General features: G+C 63.1%; 13 protein-coding genes. 7 read left to right on the top strand and 6 right to left on the bottom strand.

Features of this window, described 5'->3' with window-relative positions; genetic code table 11:
- Window positions 1-154: 154 nt before the first annotated feature.
- Window positions 155-1,375, bottom strand: coding sequence for an MFS transporter (locus MKK04_RS22560; protein WP_207838223.1), 1,221 nt, complete (start codon window positions 1,373-1,375; stop codon window positions 155-157).
- A gap of 344 nt (window positions 1,376-1,719) precedes the next feature.
- Between MKK04_RS22560 and MKK04_RS22555 the strand changes: the two genes are divergently transcribed.
- Genes MKK04_RS22555 through MKK04_RS22545 form a run of 3 tightly spaced genes read left to right on the top strand, consistent with a single transcriptional unit; the run spans window position 1,720 to window position 4,332 of the window.
- The gene (locus MKK04_RS22555; protein WP_233687083.1) at window positions 1,720-3,156 is read left to right on the top strand and encodes a cytochrome ubiquinol oxidase subunit I; all 1,437 of its coding nucleotides are present in this window, start codon (window positions 1,720-1,722) and stop codon (window positions 3,154-3,156) included.
- Between the two features lie 3 nt (window positions 3,157-3,159).
- The gene (gene cydB, locus MKK04_RS22550; protein WP_063913408.1) at window positions 3,160-4,167 is read left to right on the top strand and encodes a cytochrome d ubiquinol oxidase subunit II; all 1,008 of its coding nucleotides are present in this window, start codon (window positions 3,160-3,162) and stop codon (window positions 4,165-4,167) included.
- Between the two features lie 9 nt (window positions 4,168-4,176).
- Complete coding sequence (locus MKK04_RS22545) at window positions 4,177-4,332, top strand: DUF2474 domain-containing protein (protein ID WP_085626848.1); 156 nt, start codon at window positions 4,177-4,179, stop codon at window positions 4,330-4,332.
- Window positions 4,333-4,449: 117 nt separating this feature from the next.
- On the opposite strand, the gene MKK04_RS22540 is transcribed toward MKK04_RS22545, so the two are convergent.
- Both MKK04_RS22540 and MKK04_RS22535 read right to left on the bottom strand, forming a co-directional pair.
- Entirely contained in the window at window positions 4,450-5,574 is a 1,125-nt protein-coding gene (locus tag MKK04_RS22540; RefSeq protein WP_241106001.1) for a methyltransferase, read from the bottom strand.
- A 96-nt stretch (window positions 5,575-5,670) separates the two neighbouring features.
- The gene (locus MKK04_RS22535; protein WP_207836546.1) at window positions 5,671-6,378 is read right to left on the bottom strand and encodes an autoinducer binding domain-containing protein; all 708 of its coding nucleotides are present in this window, start codon (window positions 6,376-6,378) and stop codon (window positions 5,671-5,673) included.
- 213 nt (window positions 6,379-6,591) lie between these two features.
- On the opposite strand from MKK04_RS22535, the gene MKK04_RS22530 reads away from it, so the two are divergent.
- The gene (locus MKK04_RS22530) at window positions 6,592-7,368 is read left to right on the top strand and encodes a ferredoxin--NADP reductase (protein WP_207836544.1); all 777 of its coding nucleotides are present in this window, start codon (window positions 6,592-6,594) and stop codon (window positions 7,366-7,368) included.
- Window positions 7,369-7,491: 123 nt separating this feature from the next.
- Here the strand turns inward: MKK04_RS22530 and mscL are convergent, their stop codons facing one another.
- Window positions 7,492-7,911, bottom strand: a complete 420-nt coding sequence (gene mscL / locus MKK04_RS22525) for a large-conductance mechanosensitive channel protein MscL (protein ID WP_207836542.1) — start codon at window positions 7,909-7,911, stop codon at window positions 7,492-7,494.
- A 177-nt stretch (window positions 7,912-8,088) separates the two neighbouring features.
- Here mscL and radA point away from each other — a divergent pair, with 177 nt between their 5' ends.
- Complete coding sequence (gene radA, locus MKK04_RS22520; protein WP_207836540.1) at window positions 8,089-9,459, top strand: DNA repair protein RadA; 1,371 nt, start codon at window positions 8,089-8,091, stop codon at window positions 9,457-9,459.
- A gap of 177 nt (window positions 9,460-9,636) precedes the next feature.
- Here radA and MKK04_RS22515 read toward each other — a convergent pair whose 3' ends face one another.
- A complete protein-coding gene (locus MKK04_RS22515; protein WP_207836538.1) occupies window positions 9,637-11,154 on the bottom strand; it encodes a nucleobase:cation symporter-2 family protein in 1,518 nt (505 codons plus the stop codon).
- 263 nt (window positions 11,155-11,417) lie between these two features.
- Entirely contained in the window at window positions 11,418-11,777 is a 360-nt protein-coding gene (locus tag MKK04_RS22510) for a PilZ domain-containing protein (RefSeq protein ID WP_207836536.1), read from the bottom strand.
- Between the two features lie 178 nt (window positions 11,778-11,955).
- Between MKK04_RS22510 and MKK04_RS22505 the strand changes: the two genes are divergently transcribed.
- Together MKK04_RS22505 and MKK04_RS22500 are read left to right on the top strand one after the other, a co-directional pair.
- On the top strand, window positions 11,956-14,022 hold the full coding sequence (locus tag MKK04_RS22505) for a carbon starvation CstA family protein (protein ID WP_063913400.1): 2,067 nt from the start codon (window positions 11,956-11,958) through the stop codon (window positions 14,020-14,022).
- A gap of 13 nt (window positions 14,023-14,035) precedes the next feature.
- Window positions 14,036-14,233, top strand: a complete 198-nt coding sequence (locus tag MKK04_RS22500) for a YbdD/YjiX family protein (protein ID WP_013974210.1) — start codon at window positions 14,036-14,038, stop codon at window positions 14,231-14,233.
- The last annotated feature ends 90 nt before the right edge of the window (window positions 14,234-14,323 follow it).

The raw sequence follows: 14,323 nt of genomic DNA, 5'->3' as shown, positions 1-14,323 counted from the left end.
CGGGGGCCTATCGCCGTTGGGGAATGGTAATTTTTTCCCTGTGCCGGCCTCTTCGCGGGTGAACCCGCTCCCACAGGTACCCCACCAGGCCTGATGGCGACGCGCTCCTGGTGGGAGCGGGTTTACCCGCGAAAGGGCCGGTACAGGCTACAGATCAACCGTTATGCAACCGATCTCGCTTGGCCAGTGTGGGGAACAGTCTTATCCACACCCCAGTCACCACTAAAGTGCCCACTCCGCCCAGTACCACCGCCGGCACCGTCCCAAACCAGTGCGCCGTAACCCCCGATTCGAACTCGCCGAGCTGGTTCGAGGCACCAATGAACAAGCCGTTCACCGCGCTCACCCGCCCGCGCATTTCGTCCGGCGTCTCCAGCTGCACGAAGGCGCCGCGGATGACCATGCTGATCATGTCCGCCGCGCCCAGCACCACCAGTACTGCCAGCGAGAACCAGAACGAGGTCGACAGGCCAAAGGCGATGGTCGCCACGCCGAACACGCCCACTGCCGTGAACATGGTCCGCCCAACGTTGCGCTCGAACGGGAAGCGCGCCAGCCAAAGCGACATCAGCAACGCTCCCACCGCTGGCGCCGAGCGCAGCAGGCCCAGGCCCAGCGGGCCGGTCAGCAGGATGTCCTTGGCGAACACTGGCAGCAGCGCGGTGGCCCCGCCCAGCAGTACGGCGAACAGGTCCAGCGAGATGGCGCCCAGAATGTCGGGCCGGCTACGGATGAAGCGGATACCGGCCAGCAGCGATTCGATGCTGGCGCGCCCGCGCTGGGCCACCTGGCCGCGTGCCTGCAGGCTCAAGGTCAGCACACAGGCGATGGCGTACAGGGCTACGGTGGGGCCGTATACCCAGATGCTGCCGAAGGCATACAGGAAACCGCCCACCGCCGGTGCCACGATGGTTGCCGTCTGGGTGGCCGAGGCCGAAGCCGCCACCGCGCGCGGGAACAGCCCGGCCGGTACCACGTTGGGCAGCAGCGCCTGGGTCGCCGGCATTTCGAACGAACGCGTGGCACCGAGCAGGAAGGCGAGGGCGAAGATCAGCTCGCGGGTGACGTTGTCGGTTGCGCTGCCCAGCGCCAGTGCCAGGGCTATCAGCCCCTGCAGGCTCTGGCACAGCGCTGCGACCTTGCGCCGGTCATAGCGGTCGGCGACATGCCCGGTGTGCAGCATGAACAGCACCCGAGGGGCGAACTCGACCAGGCCGACCAGGCCCAGGTCCAGCACATTGCCGGTCAACTGGTAGAGGTGCCAGCCAATGGCCACGGTAAGCATCTGGAAGCCGCTGGCGGTGAACACGCGGGCCAGCCAGAAGGCCAGGAAAGGGCGGTGGTGACGCAACAACTGCGGTGCGGAATCGGACATCGGAAACCAGGGGCCTCGGCGCAGTAGAGGGGGGCGCAGCGTATCATCTGTTTGTAACAACCGGTTACTGTTTGCCGGGGTCGGCACTTTTTCACGCGTCATGAAAGGGGGTGGGGCAACGGGTCACGCGGCAATCAACCACACGGCCCGTCAGGCCATTCAGGACTATGCTTCCTAGCAATCGTTGATCTGGATCAATCGTTCCAGATGTAACGATCGGGCCCTCGGGCCGAAATCCCTGCGATCGAACAGAACAATTCCAACGCGCCGCACTCGACTACCGTGGGGGCAGTGGGCGACGGGGCCAGCGGCCCGGACGCCGGATTATCTGAAGAGGAAGCACCATGTTCGGAATAGAGGCCTTGGAACTCGCCCGAATGCAGTTTGCCTTTACCGTGTCGTTTCATATCCTGTTCCCGGCCATCACCATTGGCCTGGCGAGCTACCTGGCAGTCCTCGAAGGCCTCTGGCTGCGGACCAATAACCAGGTCTACCGTGACCTTTATCACTTCTGGTCGAAAATCTTCGCCGTCAACTTCGGCATGGGCGTGGTTTCCGGGTTGGTCATGGCCTACCAGTTCGGCACCAACTGGAGCCGCTTCTCCGACTTCGCCGGCGCCATTACCGGCCCGCTGCTCACTTACGAGGTGCTGACCGCGTTCTTTCTCGAGGCCGGCTTCCTGGGGGTCATGCTGTTTGGCTGGAACCGCGTCGGCCGTGGCTTGCACTTCTTCTCCACGGTGATGGTGGCGCTTGGCACCCTGGTCTCGACCTTCTGGATCCTCGCCTCCAACAGTTGGATGCAGACCCCACAAGGCCACGAGATCATCGATGGCCGGGTGGTGCCGGTGGACTGGCTGGCAGTGGTGTTCAACCCCTCGTTCCCCTACCGCCTGGCGCACATGGCCACTGCCGCGTTCGTCTCCACTGCCTTCTTCGTCGGTGCCTCGGCGGCCTGGCACCTGCTGCGCGGGCGTGACAACCCGGCAGTGCGCAAGATGCTGTCGATGGCCATGTGGATGGCGCTGATCGTCGCCCCGATCCAGGCGGTGATCGGTGACTTCCATGGCCTCAACACGCTCAAGCACCAGCCGGTGAAGATCGCCGCCATCGAAGGCCACTGGGAGAACGTGCCCGGCGAGCCGACCCCGCTGATCTTGTTCGGCATCCCCGACATGCAGGCCGAAACCACCCGCTTCAAGCTCGAGATTCCGGCACTCGGCAGCCTGATCCTGACCCACAGCCTGGACAAGCAGGTGCCGGCGATGAAGGAGTTCCCGCCCGAAGACCGGCCTAACTCGACCATCGTCTTCTGGTCGTTCCGGATCATGGTCGGGCTGGGTTTCCTGATGATCTTCGTCGGCCTGTGGAGCCTCTGGCTGCGCAAGCGCGGCACGCTCTACACCTCGCGGCCGTTCCTGTACCTGGCCCTGTGGATGGGGCCTTCCGGGTTGATCGCGCTGCTGGCCGGCTGGTTCACCACCGAAATCGGCCGCCAACCCTGGGTGGTGTATGGCCTGATGCGCACGGCAGACGGTGTGTCGAACCACAGTTATGCCCAGCTCGGCTTCACCCTGGTGGCCTTCGTGGTGGTGTACTTCGCCCTGTTCGGCACCGGCCTTGGCTACATGATGCGCCTGGTGCGCAAAGGGCCGCAGACCGGTGAGGGTGACGAGCACAGCCCCGGTGGCCCAGGCACCAAACGCACGCCGGCGCGGCCGCTGTCCGCCGCCGATGATGGCCGAGAGGCCAACTCCGCCAGCCTGAGCAAGGGGAACTGAACCATGGGTATCGACCTTCCGCTGATCTGGGCCGTGATCATCATCTTCGGCGTCATGATGTATGTGGTGATGGATGGTTTCGACCTGGGGATCGGCATGCTCTTCCCGTTCGTCAAGGGCGAGCATGACCGCGATGTGATGATGAACACCGTCGCCCCCGTGTGGGACGGCAACGAAACCTGGCTGGTGCTGGGCGGTGCCGGGCTGTTCGGGGCATTCCCGATGGCTTATTCGGTAGTGCTGGAGGCCCTGTACCTGCCATTGATCCTGATGCTGATCGGCCTGATCTTCCGCGGCGTGGCCTTCGAGTTCCGCTTCAAGGCCAAGGCCGACAAGCGCCATATCTGGGACAAGGCGTTCATCTGGGGCTCGCTGATTGCCACCTTCTTCCAGGGCGTGGCGCTGGGCGCCTTCCTCGAAGGCTTCAAGGTGGTCGACCGGCATTTCGCCGGCGGCACACTTGACTGGCTGACCCCGTTCAGCCTGTTCTGCGGCCTGGGGCTGATCGTTGCCTACACCCTGTTGGGCTGCACCTGGCTGATCATGAAGACCGAAGGGGCGCTGCAGCAGAAGATGCACGACATCGCCCGGCCGTTGGCGCTGGTGCTGCTGGTGGTGATCGGCATCGTCAGCCTGTGGACACCGATCGCCTACCCGCAGATTGCCGAGCGCTGGTTCAGCATGCCTAACCTGGTCTGGTTCATGCCGGTGCCGCTGCTGGTGCTGGTAACCTTCTACGGGTTGCTCAAGGCGGTGGCGCGCAATGCCCACTACACGCCGTTCCTGCTGACGTTGGTGCTGATCTTCCTTGGTTACAGCGGCCTGGGCATCAGCCTGTGGCCGAATATCATCCCGCCGTCAATCTCGATCTGGGACGCCGCGGCGCCACCGCAGAGCCAGGGCTTCATGCTGGTGGGCACCCTGTTCATCCTGCCGTTCATCCTCATGTATACCTTCTGGAGCTATTACGTGTTCCGCGGCAAGGTTACCCATGAAGACGGCTATCACTAGGAGGGCCGCATGATGACCGGCAAGCATGGTTTGGACGAGAAGAAACCCCTGTGGCAGCGGCTGGGTTGGCTGCTGCTGATCTGGGCGATGAGCGTGGCGGCTCTGGGTGTGGCGGCCTGGGTGATGCGCCTGTTCATGGGGGCCGCGGGGCTGACCACCCATTGAGATAAGCCTGTTCTGGCCCTATCGCCGGCAAACCAGCTCCCACAGGTACTGCACTGCCCGTGAATGCAGTGCAGTACCTGCTGGAGCTGGCTTGCCGGCGATAGGGCCGGTACAGGCTTACTTGCGGGCTTTCAGGATAACGAACTTGGGCGTTGCGGCCACCTGCTCAACCCCACGGAACAACCGCGCCAGCTTGCTGTGATAGCCCAGGTGCCGGTTACCCACGATATACAGCGCACCGCCCACCACCAGCGCTTCCCGCGCCTGCTGGAACATGCGCCAGGCGAGGAAGTCACCCACTACCTGCTGCTGGTGGAACGGCGGGTTGCACAGCACCACGTCCAGCGACTGCTTCTCCACCCCCGCCAACCCATCGGCTGCCTCGAACACCGCCGGGCGCTCACCCAGCGCGGCCTGCCAGTTCTCTTGTGCCGATTGCACCGCCATGTACGACTCGTCGACCAGGGTGTACTGGGCATCCGGGTTGTCCAGGGCGCTGGCTATCGCCAGCACGCCGTTGCCGCAACCCAGGTCCGCCACCCGCGCACGGCCCAGTTCGCGGGGCAGGTGCGGGAGGAACGCCCGGGTGCCGATGTCCAGACCCTCACGGCAGAACACGTTGGCGTGGTTGACCAACTCCAGCGCCGGCGCGTCAAGACGGTAGCGGCTAGGGTAGGGCGAGCGGGCGACAGGCCGTTCGGCCACCGTTGCTGTCAGCAACCGAGCCTTTTTTTGCGCCAGCGAGGCCTGCACCGGGCCGATGTACTTCTCCATAAGGTCACCGGCAGCCCGTGGCAGGTGCTTGATCATCGCCCCGGCAATCACCTGTGCACCGGGCGCCAGGTGGCCTTGCAGGCGGATCAGCTGTTCTTCGAGCAGGGCCAGGGTCTTGGGCACGCGCACCAGCACCCGGTCGAACGGGCCTTGCCAGTATTCGCTGGCCGGCACGAACGGCACGCTGTCGAACGGCAGGCCATTGCGCGCCAGGTTCTTTTCCAGGGCCAGGTGCGCCAGGTGCGAATCGCCACTGCTGACCACCTGCAGCTTGCCCGCCAGGCTGGCGGCCAGGGCGCCAAAGCTGTCATTGAGCACCAGCACCCGGCAGTTGGCCGCGGGGGCCTGTTCGTGCAGCTGCGCAAGCAGGTACTCGTCGGCGGCATCGAAAGCCTGCAGCGGGTCGTTGGCCTGTTCCGGCTGGCGGATCAGGTCGAGTTCGGCGTAGGGGGTGGTCAACAGGGGCATGGCGTCTGGCTCGGGTACGAAACTGCCCGTTGCGGTTCGCTCCGGGCTTTGCCGGGCGATTCTACAGGGCTTTGCCCAAGGTCGCAGGTTTGAAGGTCAGATCCAGCCACGCAGGGCGGCGATGGCGATGGCGCCGGCCTTGTTGGCGGCGTTGGTCTTGGTGATGACACTGCGGATATGGAAGTTCACCGTGCTTTGCGACAGCGACAGGATGCAGGCCACGTCGGCGGCGGTCTTGCCGGCGGCCGACCATTTCAGCACTTCAAGTTCCCGATCGCTCATTTTCGGCGCCGGCGGGCACAGTGCATTGAGGTGGTGTTCGCCAAGCACCGCATGCAGGGTGTGGCACAGCCACTGCACGTTGCCGGCCTTGCCGTAGAGCTCTGCCATATTGATGCTGCCGGCAGGCCTGGCCACGCTGATCTGGCTTTCGTTGTGATGCAGATCGTGCAGCGACTGTGTCCAGCCATGGCGCAGACCGTGCTGGCAGGCGATTTCACGAAACTGCGGGGCTTCACGATACAGCTCGTCGGTCCATTGCACTGGCATGGTCGAGGTGTGGCTCAGGTATGCGGCCGCGTCCTGCTTGTAGAGCTCGTCGCCCTGATAGCGCTCGATCCAGCCGCTCGGGTAATTGCTGTAAAGGTACAGTCTGGGTGTTTGCGTGGCGATCTGGATGCGAATGTTCAGCCCGAGATATTCCATGCCCAGGTCCTGTGCCAGGCAAACCGCGATGTCGAACAGCTTCCGTGGGCTGCGTTCGCTGGCAAACGTATGAAGATGCTCGGGTTTCCAGTGAAGCATCTGAACAACTCCTTGGGTTCCAGGATTCATTCCGTTTGGGTGCCCGGATGATTGTAGGAAAAGACCTACGATCCCGCTGGGAATTTTTTGTTATAGCACTCAGGATTTTCTGCGACTTCGGCAGGATCGCCGCAGATGAGGCCCTACAAAGCAGTGGTTTTTATCCGCGCTACTTTGCGCGACACTGTGCGCACGCCAAACCTGGAGCCCGATATGACCGCTAGCGCCGAAAAGTTCACCCGCCAGACCCTGCTCGATGTTCAGCCACTGACGCCGAACCTCTTCAGCCTGCGGGTTACGCGCGATGCGGGGTTCCGCTTCCGTTCCGGCCAGTTCGCCCGCCTGGGCGTGACCAAGGCCGATGGCAGTGTAGTGTGGCGTGCCTACTCCATGGTCAGCGCGCCCCATGACGAGCACCTGGACTTCTTCTCCATCGTGGTGCCTGGTGGGGAATTCACCAGTGAGCTGAGCAGGCTGGGGGCGGGCGATGCTCTGCTGATCGATCGCCAGGCCTTCGGCTTCCTTACCCTCGACCGCTTCGTCGGTGGCCGCGACCTGTGGTTGCTGGCGACCGGTACTGGCATTGCGCCGTTCATGTCGATCCTGCAGGACTTCGAGGCTTGGGAGCGTTTCGACAACATCAAGCTGGTGTATTCGGTGCGCGAAGCGAAAGAGCTGGCCTATGTGGATGAAATCGCCGGGCTGGAGCAGCGCGATTACCTGGCCGAGTTCGCCGGCAAGTTGCAGTTCATTCCGGTGGTGACCCGTGAACAGCACCCGGGGGCGTTGAACCAGCGTATTACCACGCTGATCGAGAATGGCGAACTGGAGAAGGCGGCGGGGCTGGAGCTGTCGCCGGAACATTCGCGGGTGATGCTGTGTGGCAACCCGCAGATGATTGACGATACGCGCAAGGTACTGAAGGCGCGCGACCTGCAATTGAGCCTGAGCAAGCGGCCGGGGCAGGTGGCGGTAGAGAATTACTGGTAAGGCCGTTGGGGGAGCGGCGGTGCGGCGGTCCGATCTGCCCGCGAACACCGGCGGAGCCGGTGCCATCCACCGCGTTGGATTCTTCGCGGGCCTGCCCGCTCCCACAGCGCTCCCTATCTAACCTCAGGGCAAACGGTTCTGGTTCTGCGCCTTGAGCAAATCGCGGATCTCGGTCAGCAAGGTCTCTTCGGCAGTCGGCACAGGCGGTGCAGTCGGCGCCACGGCCTCTTCACGCTTGAGCTTGTTGATCGCCTTCACCCCCATGAAGATGGCAAAGGCCACGATCACGAAGTCGATCACGGTCTGGATGAACTTGCCATAGGCCAGCACCACCGCCGGAACGTCACCTTCGGCAGCCTTCAGGGTAACTGCCAGGTCGCTGAAGTCCATGCCACCGATCAACAGGCCCAGTGGCGGCATGACCACGTCACCGACGAAAGACGAGACGATCTTGCCGAAGGCCGCGCCGATGATGATACCGACCGCCATGTCGACGACATTGCCTTTGACCGCGAAGGCCTTGAACTCACTGATCATGCCCATGTTTGGTTCCTTGTAACAAAAGGTAAGGTTTACGCAGTGTAAGCCACTTGAACGCTTCATGCGTTGTGCTCTGGGCTACTGACTGCGGTTAGAACGAATAGTTTTGTCGCATCCCGAGGCGTTCGAGGCACGTCCAGCTCGGCTATCATGGCGGTTTTTTCCAGGAGACCCCCAGCCATGGCCAAGGCCAAGCGCTTGTATGGCTGCACCGAGTGCGGTGCGACCTTCCCCAAATGGGCCGGCCAGTGTGGCGAATGCGGGGCCTGGAACACTTTGGTCGAGACCATGATCGAAAGCGGCGGCGCCGCTGCGCCCAGTAGCGGCCGTGCCGGCTGGACCGGTCAGCAGGCGCAGATCAAGACCCTGGCCGAAGTCAGCGTCGAGGAAATCCCGCGCTTCACCACCAGCAGCACCGAACTGGACCGCGTGCTGGGCGGTGGCCTGGTGGATGGCTCGGTGGTGTTGATCGGTGGCGACCCCGGCATCGGCAAGTCGACCATCCTGCTGCAAACCTTGTGCAACATTGCCGTGGGCATGCCGGCGCTGTATGTCACCGGCGAGGAGTCGCAGCAGCAGGTGGCCATGCGCTCGCGGCGCCTGGGCCTGCCCCAGGACCAGCTCAAGGTGATGACCGAAACCTGTATCGAGACCATCATCGCCACGGCGCGCCAGGAAAAGCCACGGGTGATGGTAATCGACTCGATCCAGACCATTTTCACCGAGCAGCTGCAATCGGCGCCCGGCGGCGTGGCTCAGGTACGCGAGAGCACGGCGTTGCTGGTGCGCTACGCCAAACAGAGCGGTACGGCGATTTTCCTGGTCGGCCACGTGACCAAGGAGGGCTCGCTGGCCGGGCCACGGGTACTTGAGCACATGGTCGATACCGTGCTGTATTTCGAGGGCGAGTCCGATGGCCGCCTGCGCCTGCTGCGGGCGGTGAAGAACCGCTTTGGCGCGGTCAACGAGCTGGGCGTGTTCGGCATGACCGACCGTGGCCTTAAAGAAGTGTCCAATCCGTCGGCGATCTTCCTCAACCGCACCCAGGAGGAAGTGCCGGGCAGCGTGGTGATGGCGACCTGGGAGGGCACCCGGCCGATGCTGGTTGAAGTGCAGGCGCTGGTCGACGACAGCCACCTGGCCAACCCGCGCCGGGTGACCCTGGGCCTGGACCAGAACCGCCTTGCCATGTTGCTGGCAGTGCTGCACCGCCATGGCGGTATTCCTACCCATGACCAGGACGTGTTCCTCAACGTGGTCGGCGGGGTGAAGGTGCTGGAAACGGCTTCGGACCTGGCGCTGCTGGCGGCGGTGATGTCCAGCCTGCGCAACCGTCCCCTGGCCCATGGCCTGCTGGTGTTTGGCGAGATCGGCCTGTCCGGCGAGGTGCGGCCGGTGCCCAGTGGCCAGGAGCGCTTGAAGGAGGCGGCCAAGCACGGCTTCAAGCGGGCCATCGTGCCCAAGGGCAATGCGCCGAAAGAGGCGCCGGCGGGGTTGCAGGTGATTGCCGTGACCCGGCTGGAGCAGGCCCTGGATGCGCTATTTGAGTAATTTGTAGCTTGTACCGGCCCTTTCGCGGGTAAACCCGCTCCCACAGGTACCGCATCAGCTTCAGGGTTGTGCAAACCCTGTGGGAGCGGGTTTACCCGCGAAAGGGCCGGCACAGGCAAAACGAAAAAGGGGCCGACGATGCGCATCGGCCCCCCCACCTCACCGCTCAGTCAGCAGTCAATGCTCGGCAACCGCACTGCGCCTGACCGTTTCATTGCCATGCTCGTCCAGTTCCAGCATCGGCACTTCATTACCCTCGGCATCGAACAGCTTGCCATCCTTGAAGTAGTCGCCATCACGCAGCGCTGAAATGTCCGAGTACTGGATGGTGCGCTCGTACGCGGCGGCAAACACCGACTGCTGGTCCGAGTTGCCGGCGGTGAAGTGGTTGAAGATCAGGTTCAGCAGGATGGCCATGATCGCCGCCGAGCTGATGCCCGAGTGGAAGATGGTCTCGAACCAGTTCGGGAAGTGGTGGTAGAAGGTCGGTGCGGCAATCGGGATCATGCCGAAGCCCAGCGAGGCAGCGACGATGATCAGGTTGACGTTGTTCTTGTAGCTGACCTTGGACAGCGTACGGATACCGCTGGCCGCCACGGTGCCGAACAGCACGATGCCTGCGCCACCCAGTACCGGGGTAGGGACTGCTGCTATCACCCGGCCCATGATCGGCAACAGGCCCAGCACCACCAGGATCACGCCACCGGTGGCCACCACGTAGCGGCTCTTGACCCCGGTCACGGCTACCAGGCCGACGTTCTGGGCGAATGCGCTCTGGGTGAACGAGCCGAAGATCGGCGCCAGGACGCTCGACGCCATGTCGGCGCGCAGGCCGTTGCCCAGGCGCTTGGAGTCGACCTTGGTGTCGATGATCTCACCCACGGCGAGGATGTCGGCCGAGGTTTCAACCAAGGTCACCATGATCACGATGCACATCGACAGGATTGCGGCGATGTGGAATTCCGGCATGCCGAAATGAAACGGCGTGGGGAAGGCGAACATCGGGCCCTCGGTGACCTTGCTGAAGTCGGCCATGCCCAGCGCCCAGGCGATCAGGGTGCCGACCACCATGGCCAGCAGGATCGACAGGCGCGAGATGGCCGCGCTGCCCAGCTTGCTCAACAGCAGCACGATGGCGAAGGTCAGTGCTGCCAGGCCGATATTGGCCACGCTGCCGAACTCCGGCGATGCGCTGTTGCCACCCATTACCCAGCGGGCGGCCACGGGCATCAGGGTCAGGCCGATGGTGGTGATGACAATGCCGGTCACCAGCGGTGGAAAGAACTTGGTGATGCGCGAGAACACCGGGGTGATCAGAAAGCCGATCAGCGACGCTGCCATGACCGCGCCGAGCACGCCTGGCAGGCCACCGCCGCCCTCGCTGCTGAGGATTGCCCCCATGGTTGCCACACCGGCGAACGAAACACCCTGCACCAGCGGCAACTGGCAGCCGAAGAACGGCAAACCGAGGGTTTGCAGCAGGGTGGCCAGGCCACCGGCAAACAGCGAAGCGGCGATCAGCATGCCGATTTCGGCGCCGTTCAGGCCCGCGGCCTGCCCCAGGATCAGGGGTACCGCGACGATCCCCCCGTACATGGTCAGCACATGCTGCAGACCATAGGCCAGGTTGGCCCCAAGGCCGAGGTTTTCATCCTCGGGGCGCTTGGCGGGAGACGTGCTAGTGGACGTAGTCATGGAGCAGGCTCTCTGTTTATTGTTGTGGCGCTACTGTAGACACTTCCTGCAAATGATTTCCACAAGAATTGTATACAATATTTTGATTGGAGCGCGCACAAGAGCGCCCGCAAGGTGTGTGAGCATCCAATGCAGAACGCGTACCAACTCTTCAGAGGCTGTACTAGAGGGGTGTGTACAAAACGCTGCTACCCAGGCTTAAAGCTGTCTGGGTAGACAGGAAACACAAGGTGAGGAAGCCATTAGCTAGCTAAGAGATTTCATTATTCGATGAGTTCGCGCAGCTCACGCATCATTTCGGTGCTGTCGGCCACGTTCAATTCCACAAGACGGTGCAAATGGCTCATCGACTCGAGGTCGATGTACAGGCAGATGAAGCCCAGGCGGTCCGGTTCTTCATGGCGCAGTTCAACTTGCATCTGCACACGTGTATCGGGGTCCAGTTGAATGATGGCGTCGAAATCCTGGGTCAGGTCGGCATCCCAGTTGGCCGGGCGCTCGATCAGCAAACCCTTGAGTGAAAGGTCCAGCAGCTTGGCAGGCCAGCGTTGCAGGCCCTGGCGCAGTTCGGTGGGGGCGTCGAAATCGATGCGCTGAAAGCGGCGGCGTTCGTGTTCGCTCATGGGATAGATCCTCGAATAGGTCCTCAGGGGACATCCTGACTATAGTTAGAGTGGTATGTGCATCAGGTACCGCAATCTGGCCGCAGAGGCTCTAGACCAAAGCAAGTGTGGCAATGCGCGATGACTCGCCCTAGACTCGATGGGCGGTCTTTTCCAATCCACCAGCTGGAAGCAAACCATGAACAACAATAATAGCCTGCTACGCCACATTCCGTGGCTGGCGCTGGCAGTCATAGGAGCCTGTGCGCTGGGTGTGGTTGCCCTGCGTCGCGGCGAGGCGATCAATGCCTTGTGGATCGTGGTCGCGGCGGTGGCCCTCTACCTGGTCGCCTATCGTTACTACAGCCTGTTCATCGCCACCAAGGTGATGCAACTCGACCCGCGCCGAGCCACCCCGGCGGTGCTCAACAACGACGGCCTGGACTACGTCCCGACCAACAAACACATCCTCTTCGGTCACCACTTCGCCGCCATCGCTGGCGCAGGTCCCTTGGTCGGCCCGGTACTCGCCGCGCAGATGGGCTACCTGCCCGGCACGCTGTGGCTGATCGCCGGCGTGGTGCTGGCCGGTGCGGTGCAGGACTTCATGGTCCTGTTCCTGTCCACCCGCCGTAACGGCCGTTCGCTGGGCGACATGGTGCGCGAGGAGATGGGCCGCATTCCGGGCACCATTGCCCTGTTCGGCTGCTTCCTGATCATGATCATCATCCTTGCGGTGCTGGCGTTGATCGTGGTCAAGGCCCTGGCCGAAAGCCCGTGGGGCATGTTCACGGTGATGGCGACCATCCCGATCGCGATGTTCATGGGCATCTACATGCGCTACATCCGCCCGGGCCACATCGGTGAGATTTCGGTCATCGGCGTGGTGCTGCTGCTGGCCTCGATCTGGCTGGGGGGCCAGATTGCCGCAGATCCGACCTGGGGTCCGGCGTTCACCTTCACCGGCGTGCAGATCACCTGGATGCTGGTGGGCTATGGTTTCGTCGCCGCAGTACTGCCGGTATGGCTGGTACTGGCGCCACGTGACTACCTGTCGACCTTCCTCAAGATCGGCACCATCGTTGGCCTGGCCATCGGTATCCTGATCATCGCGCCCGAGCTGAAAATGCCGGCGCTGACCCAGTTCACCGACGGCACCGGCCCGGTGTGGAAGGGCACCCTGTTCCCGTTCCTGTTCATCACCATCGCCTGTGGTGCGGTGTCCGGCTTCCACGCGCTGATCTCCTCGGGGACCACGCCGAAGCTGCTGGACAACGAAACCAACGCCCGCTACATCGGCTACGGCGGCATGCTGATGGAATCGTTCGTCGCCATCATGGCCATGGTCGCCGCTTCGGTAATCGAGCCGGGCGTGTACTTCGCCATGAACAGCCCGGCCGCGGTGGTCGGTGCCGACGTGGCGTCGGTGGCGCAAACGGTCAGCAGCTGGGGCTTCCTGATCACCCCTGAGCAGCTCGAGGCCACCGCCCGCGACATTGGCGAGCACACTGTGCTGGCCCGTGCCGGTGGCGCACCAACCCTGGCGGTGGGTATCGCGCAGATCCTGCACCAGGTGCTGCCGGGTGAAAACACCATGGCCTTCTGGTACCACTTCGCGATCCTGTTCGAGGCCCTGTTCATCCTCACTGCGGTAGACGCCGGCACCCGTGCCGGGCGCTTCATGCTGCAGGACCTGCTGGGCAGCTTCGTGCCGGCGCTCAAACGCACCGAATCGTGGACCGCCAACCTGATCGGTACTGCCGGCTGCGTGGCCCTGTGGGGCTACCTGCTGTACCAAGGCGTGATCGACCCGCTGGGTGGCATCAACACCTTGTGGCCGTTGTTCGGCATCTCCAACCAGATGCTGGCCGGTATCGCCCTGATGCTCGGCACCGTGGTGCTGATCAAGATGAAGCGCCAGCGCTACGTCTGGGTCACCCTGCTGCCGGCCGTGTGGCTGCTGATCTGCACCACTACCGCAGGCCTGATCAAGCTGTTCGACCCGAACCCGGCAGTCGGCTTCCTGGCCCTGGCCAAGAAGTACAGCACTGCACTGGACGCCGGCCAGGTACTGGCCCCGGCCAAGGACATCGGGCAGATGCAGCATGTGATCTTCAATGCCTACACCAACGCCGGCCTGACCGTGCTGTTCCTGTTGGTGGTGTTCAGCGTGCTGTTCTTCGCTGTCAAGGTCGGCTTCGCCGCCCTCGGCCGCAAGGAACGTACCGACAAGGAAACCCCGTTCCAGGCCCTGCCGGACGCTTGAGAGGACTGCTGCGATGTTCAACGACCTGGGTCGACTGGGTAAATACCTGGGGCAGGCAGCCCGCCTGATGGTCGGCATGCCCGACTACGACAACTACGTCGAGCACATGCAGACCAAGCACCCGGACAAGCCGGTCATGACGTACGAGGAGTTCTTCCGCGAACGCCAGGAAGCGCGTTACGGCGGCAAGTCCGGGCCCAAGTGCTGCTAACGGCCCGCGCTAGCCTGATCGGCTAGCGCGGTCTTTGTGGGAGCGGCCTCGTGTCGCGATAGGGCCGCTCCCACAAGGGCCGTGGTACAC

This window comes from Pseudomonas sp. LS.1a (genome assembly GCF_022533585.1).
Classification (GTDB): domain Bacteria; phylum Pseudomonadota; class Gammaproteobacteria; order Pseudomonadales; family Pseudomonadaceae; genus Aquipseudomonas.
The sequence above is the reverse complement of the archived record's forward strand: the minus strand, read 5'-3'. Positions and strand labels throughout refer to the sequence as shown.

Bases quoted from the DNA above. Each gene is read 5' to 3' on its own strand.
- radA (WP_207836540.1), top strand. From the start codon at position 8,089: ATGGCCAAGGCCAAGCGCTTGTATGGCTGCACCGAGTGCGGTGCGACC.
- MKK04_RS22500 (WP_013974210.1), top strand. From the start codon at position 14,036: ATGTTCAACGACCTGGGTCGACTGGGTAAATACCTGGGGCAGGCAGCC.
- MKK04_RS22515 (WP_207836538.1), bottom strand. From the start codon at position 11,154: ATGACTACGTCCACTAGCACGTCTCCCGCCAAGCGCCCCGAGGATGAA.
- cydB (WP_063913408.1), top strand. From the start codon at position 3,160: ATGGGTATCGACCTTCCGCTGATCTGGGCCGTGATCATCATCTTCGGC.
- MKK04_RS22535 (WP_207836546.1), bottom strand. From the start codon at position 6,378: ATGCTTCACTGGAAACCCGAGCATCTTCATACGTTTGCCAGCGAACGC.
- MKK04_RS22510 (WP_207836536.1), bottom strand. From the start codon at position 11,777: ATGAGCGAACACGAACGCCGCCGCTTTCAGCGCATCGATTTCGACGCC.
- MKK04_RS22530 (WP_207836544.1), top strand. From the start codon at position 6,592: ATGACCGCTAGCGCCGAAAAGTTCACCCGCCAGACCCTGCTCGATGTT.
- MKK04_RS22505 (WP_063913400.1), top strand. From the start codon at position 11,956: ATGAACAACAATAATAGCCTGCTACGCCACATTCCGTGGCTGGCGCTG.
- MKK04_RS22555 (WP_233687083.1), top strand. From the start codon at position 1,720: ATGTTCGGAATAGAGGCCTTGGAACTCGCCCGAATGCAGTTTGCCTTT.
- MKK04_RS22545 (WP_085626848.1), top strand. From the start codon at position 4,177: ATGATGACCGGCAAGCATGGTTTGGACGAGAAGAAACCCCTGTGGCAG.
- MKK04_RS22560 (WP_207838223.1), bottom strand. From the start codon at position 1,375: ATGTCCGATTCCGCACCGCAGTTGTTGCGTCACCACCGCCCTTTCCTG.
- MKK04_RS22540 (WP_241106001.1), bottom strand. From the start codon at position 5,574: ATGCCCCTGTTGACCACCCCCTACGCCGAACTCGACCTGATCCGCCAG.
- mscL (WP_207836542.1), bottom strand. From the start codon at position 7,911: ATGGGCATGATCAGTGAGTTCAAGGCCTTCGCGGTCAAAGGCAATGTC.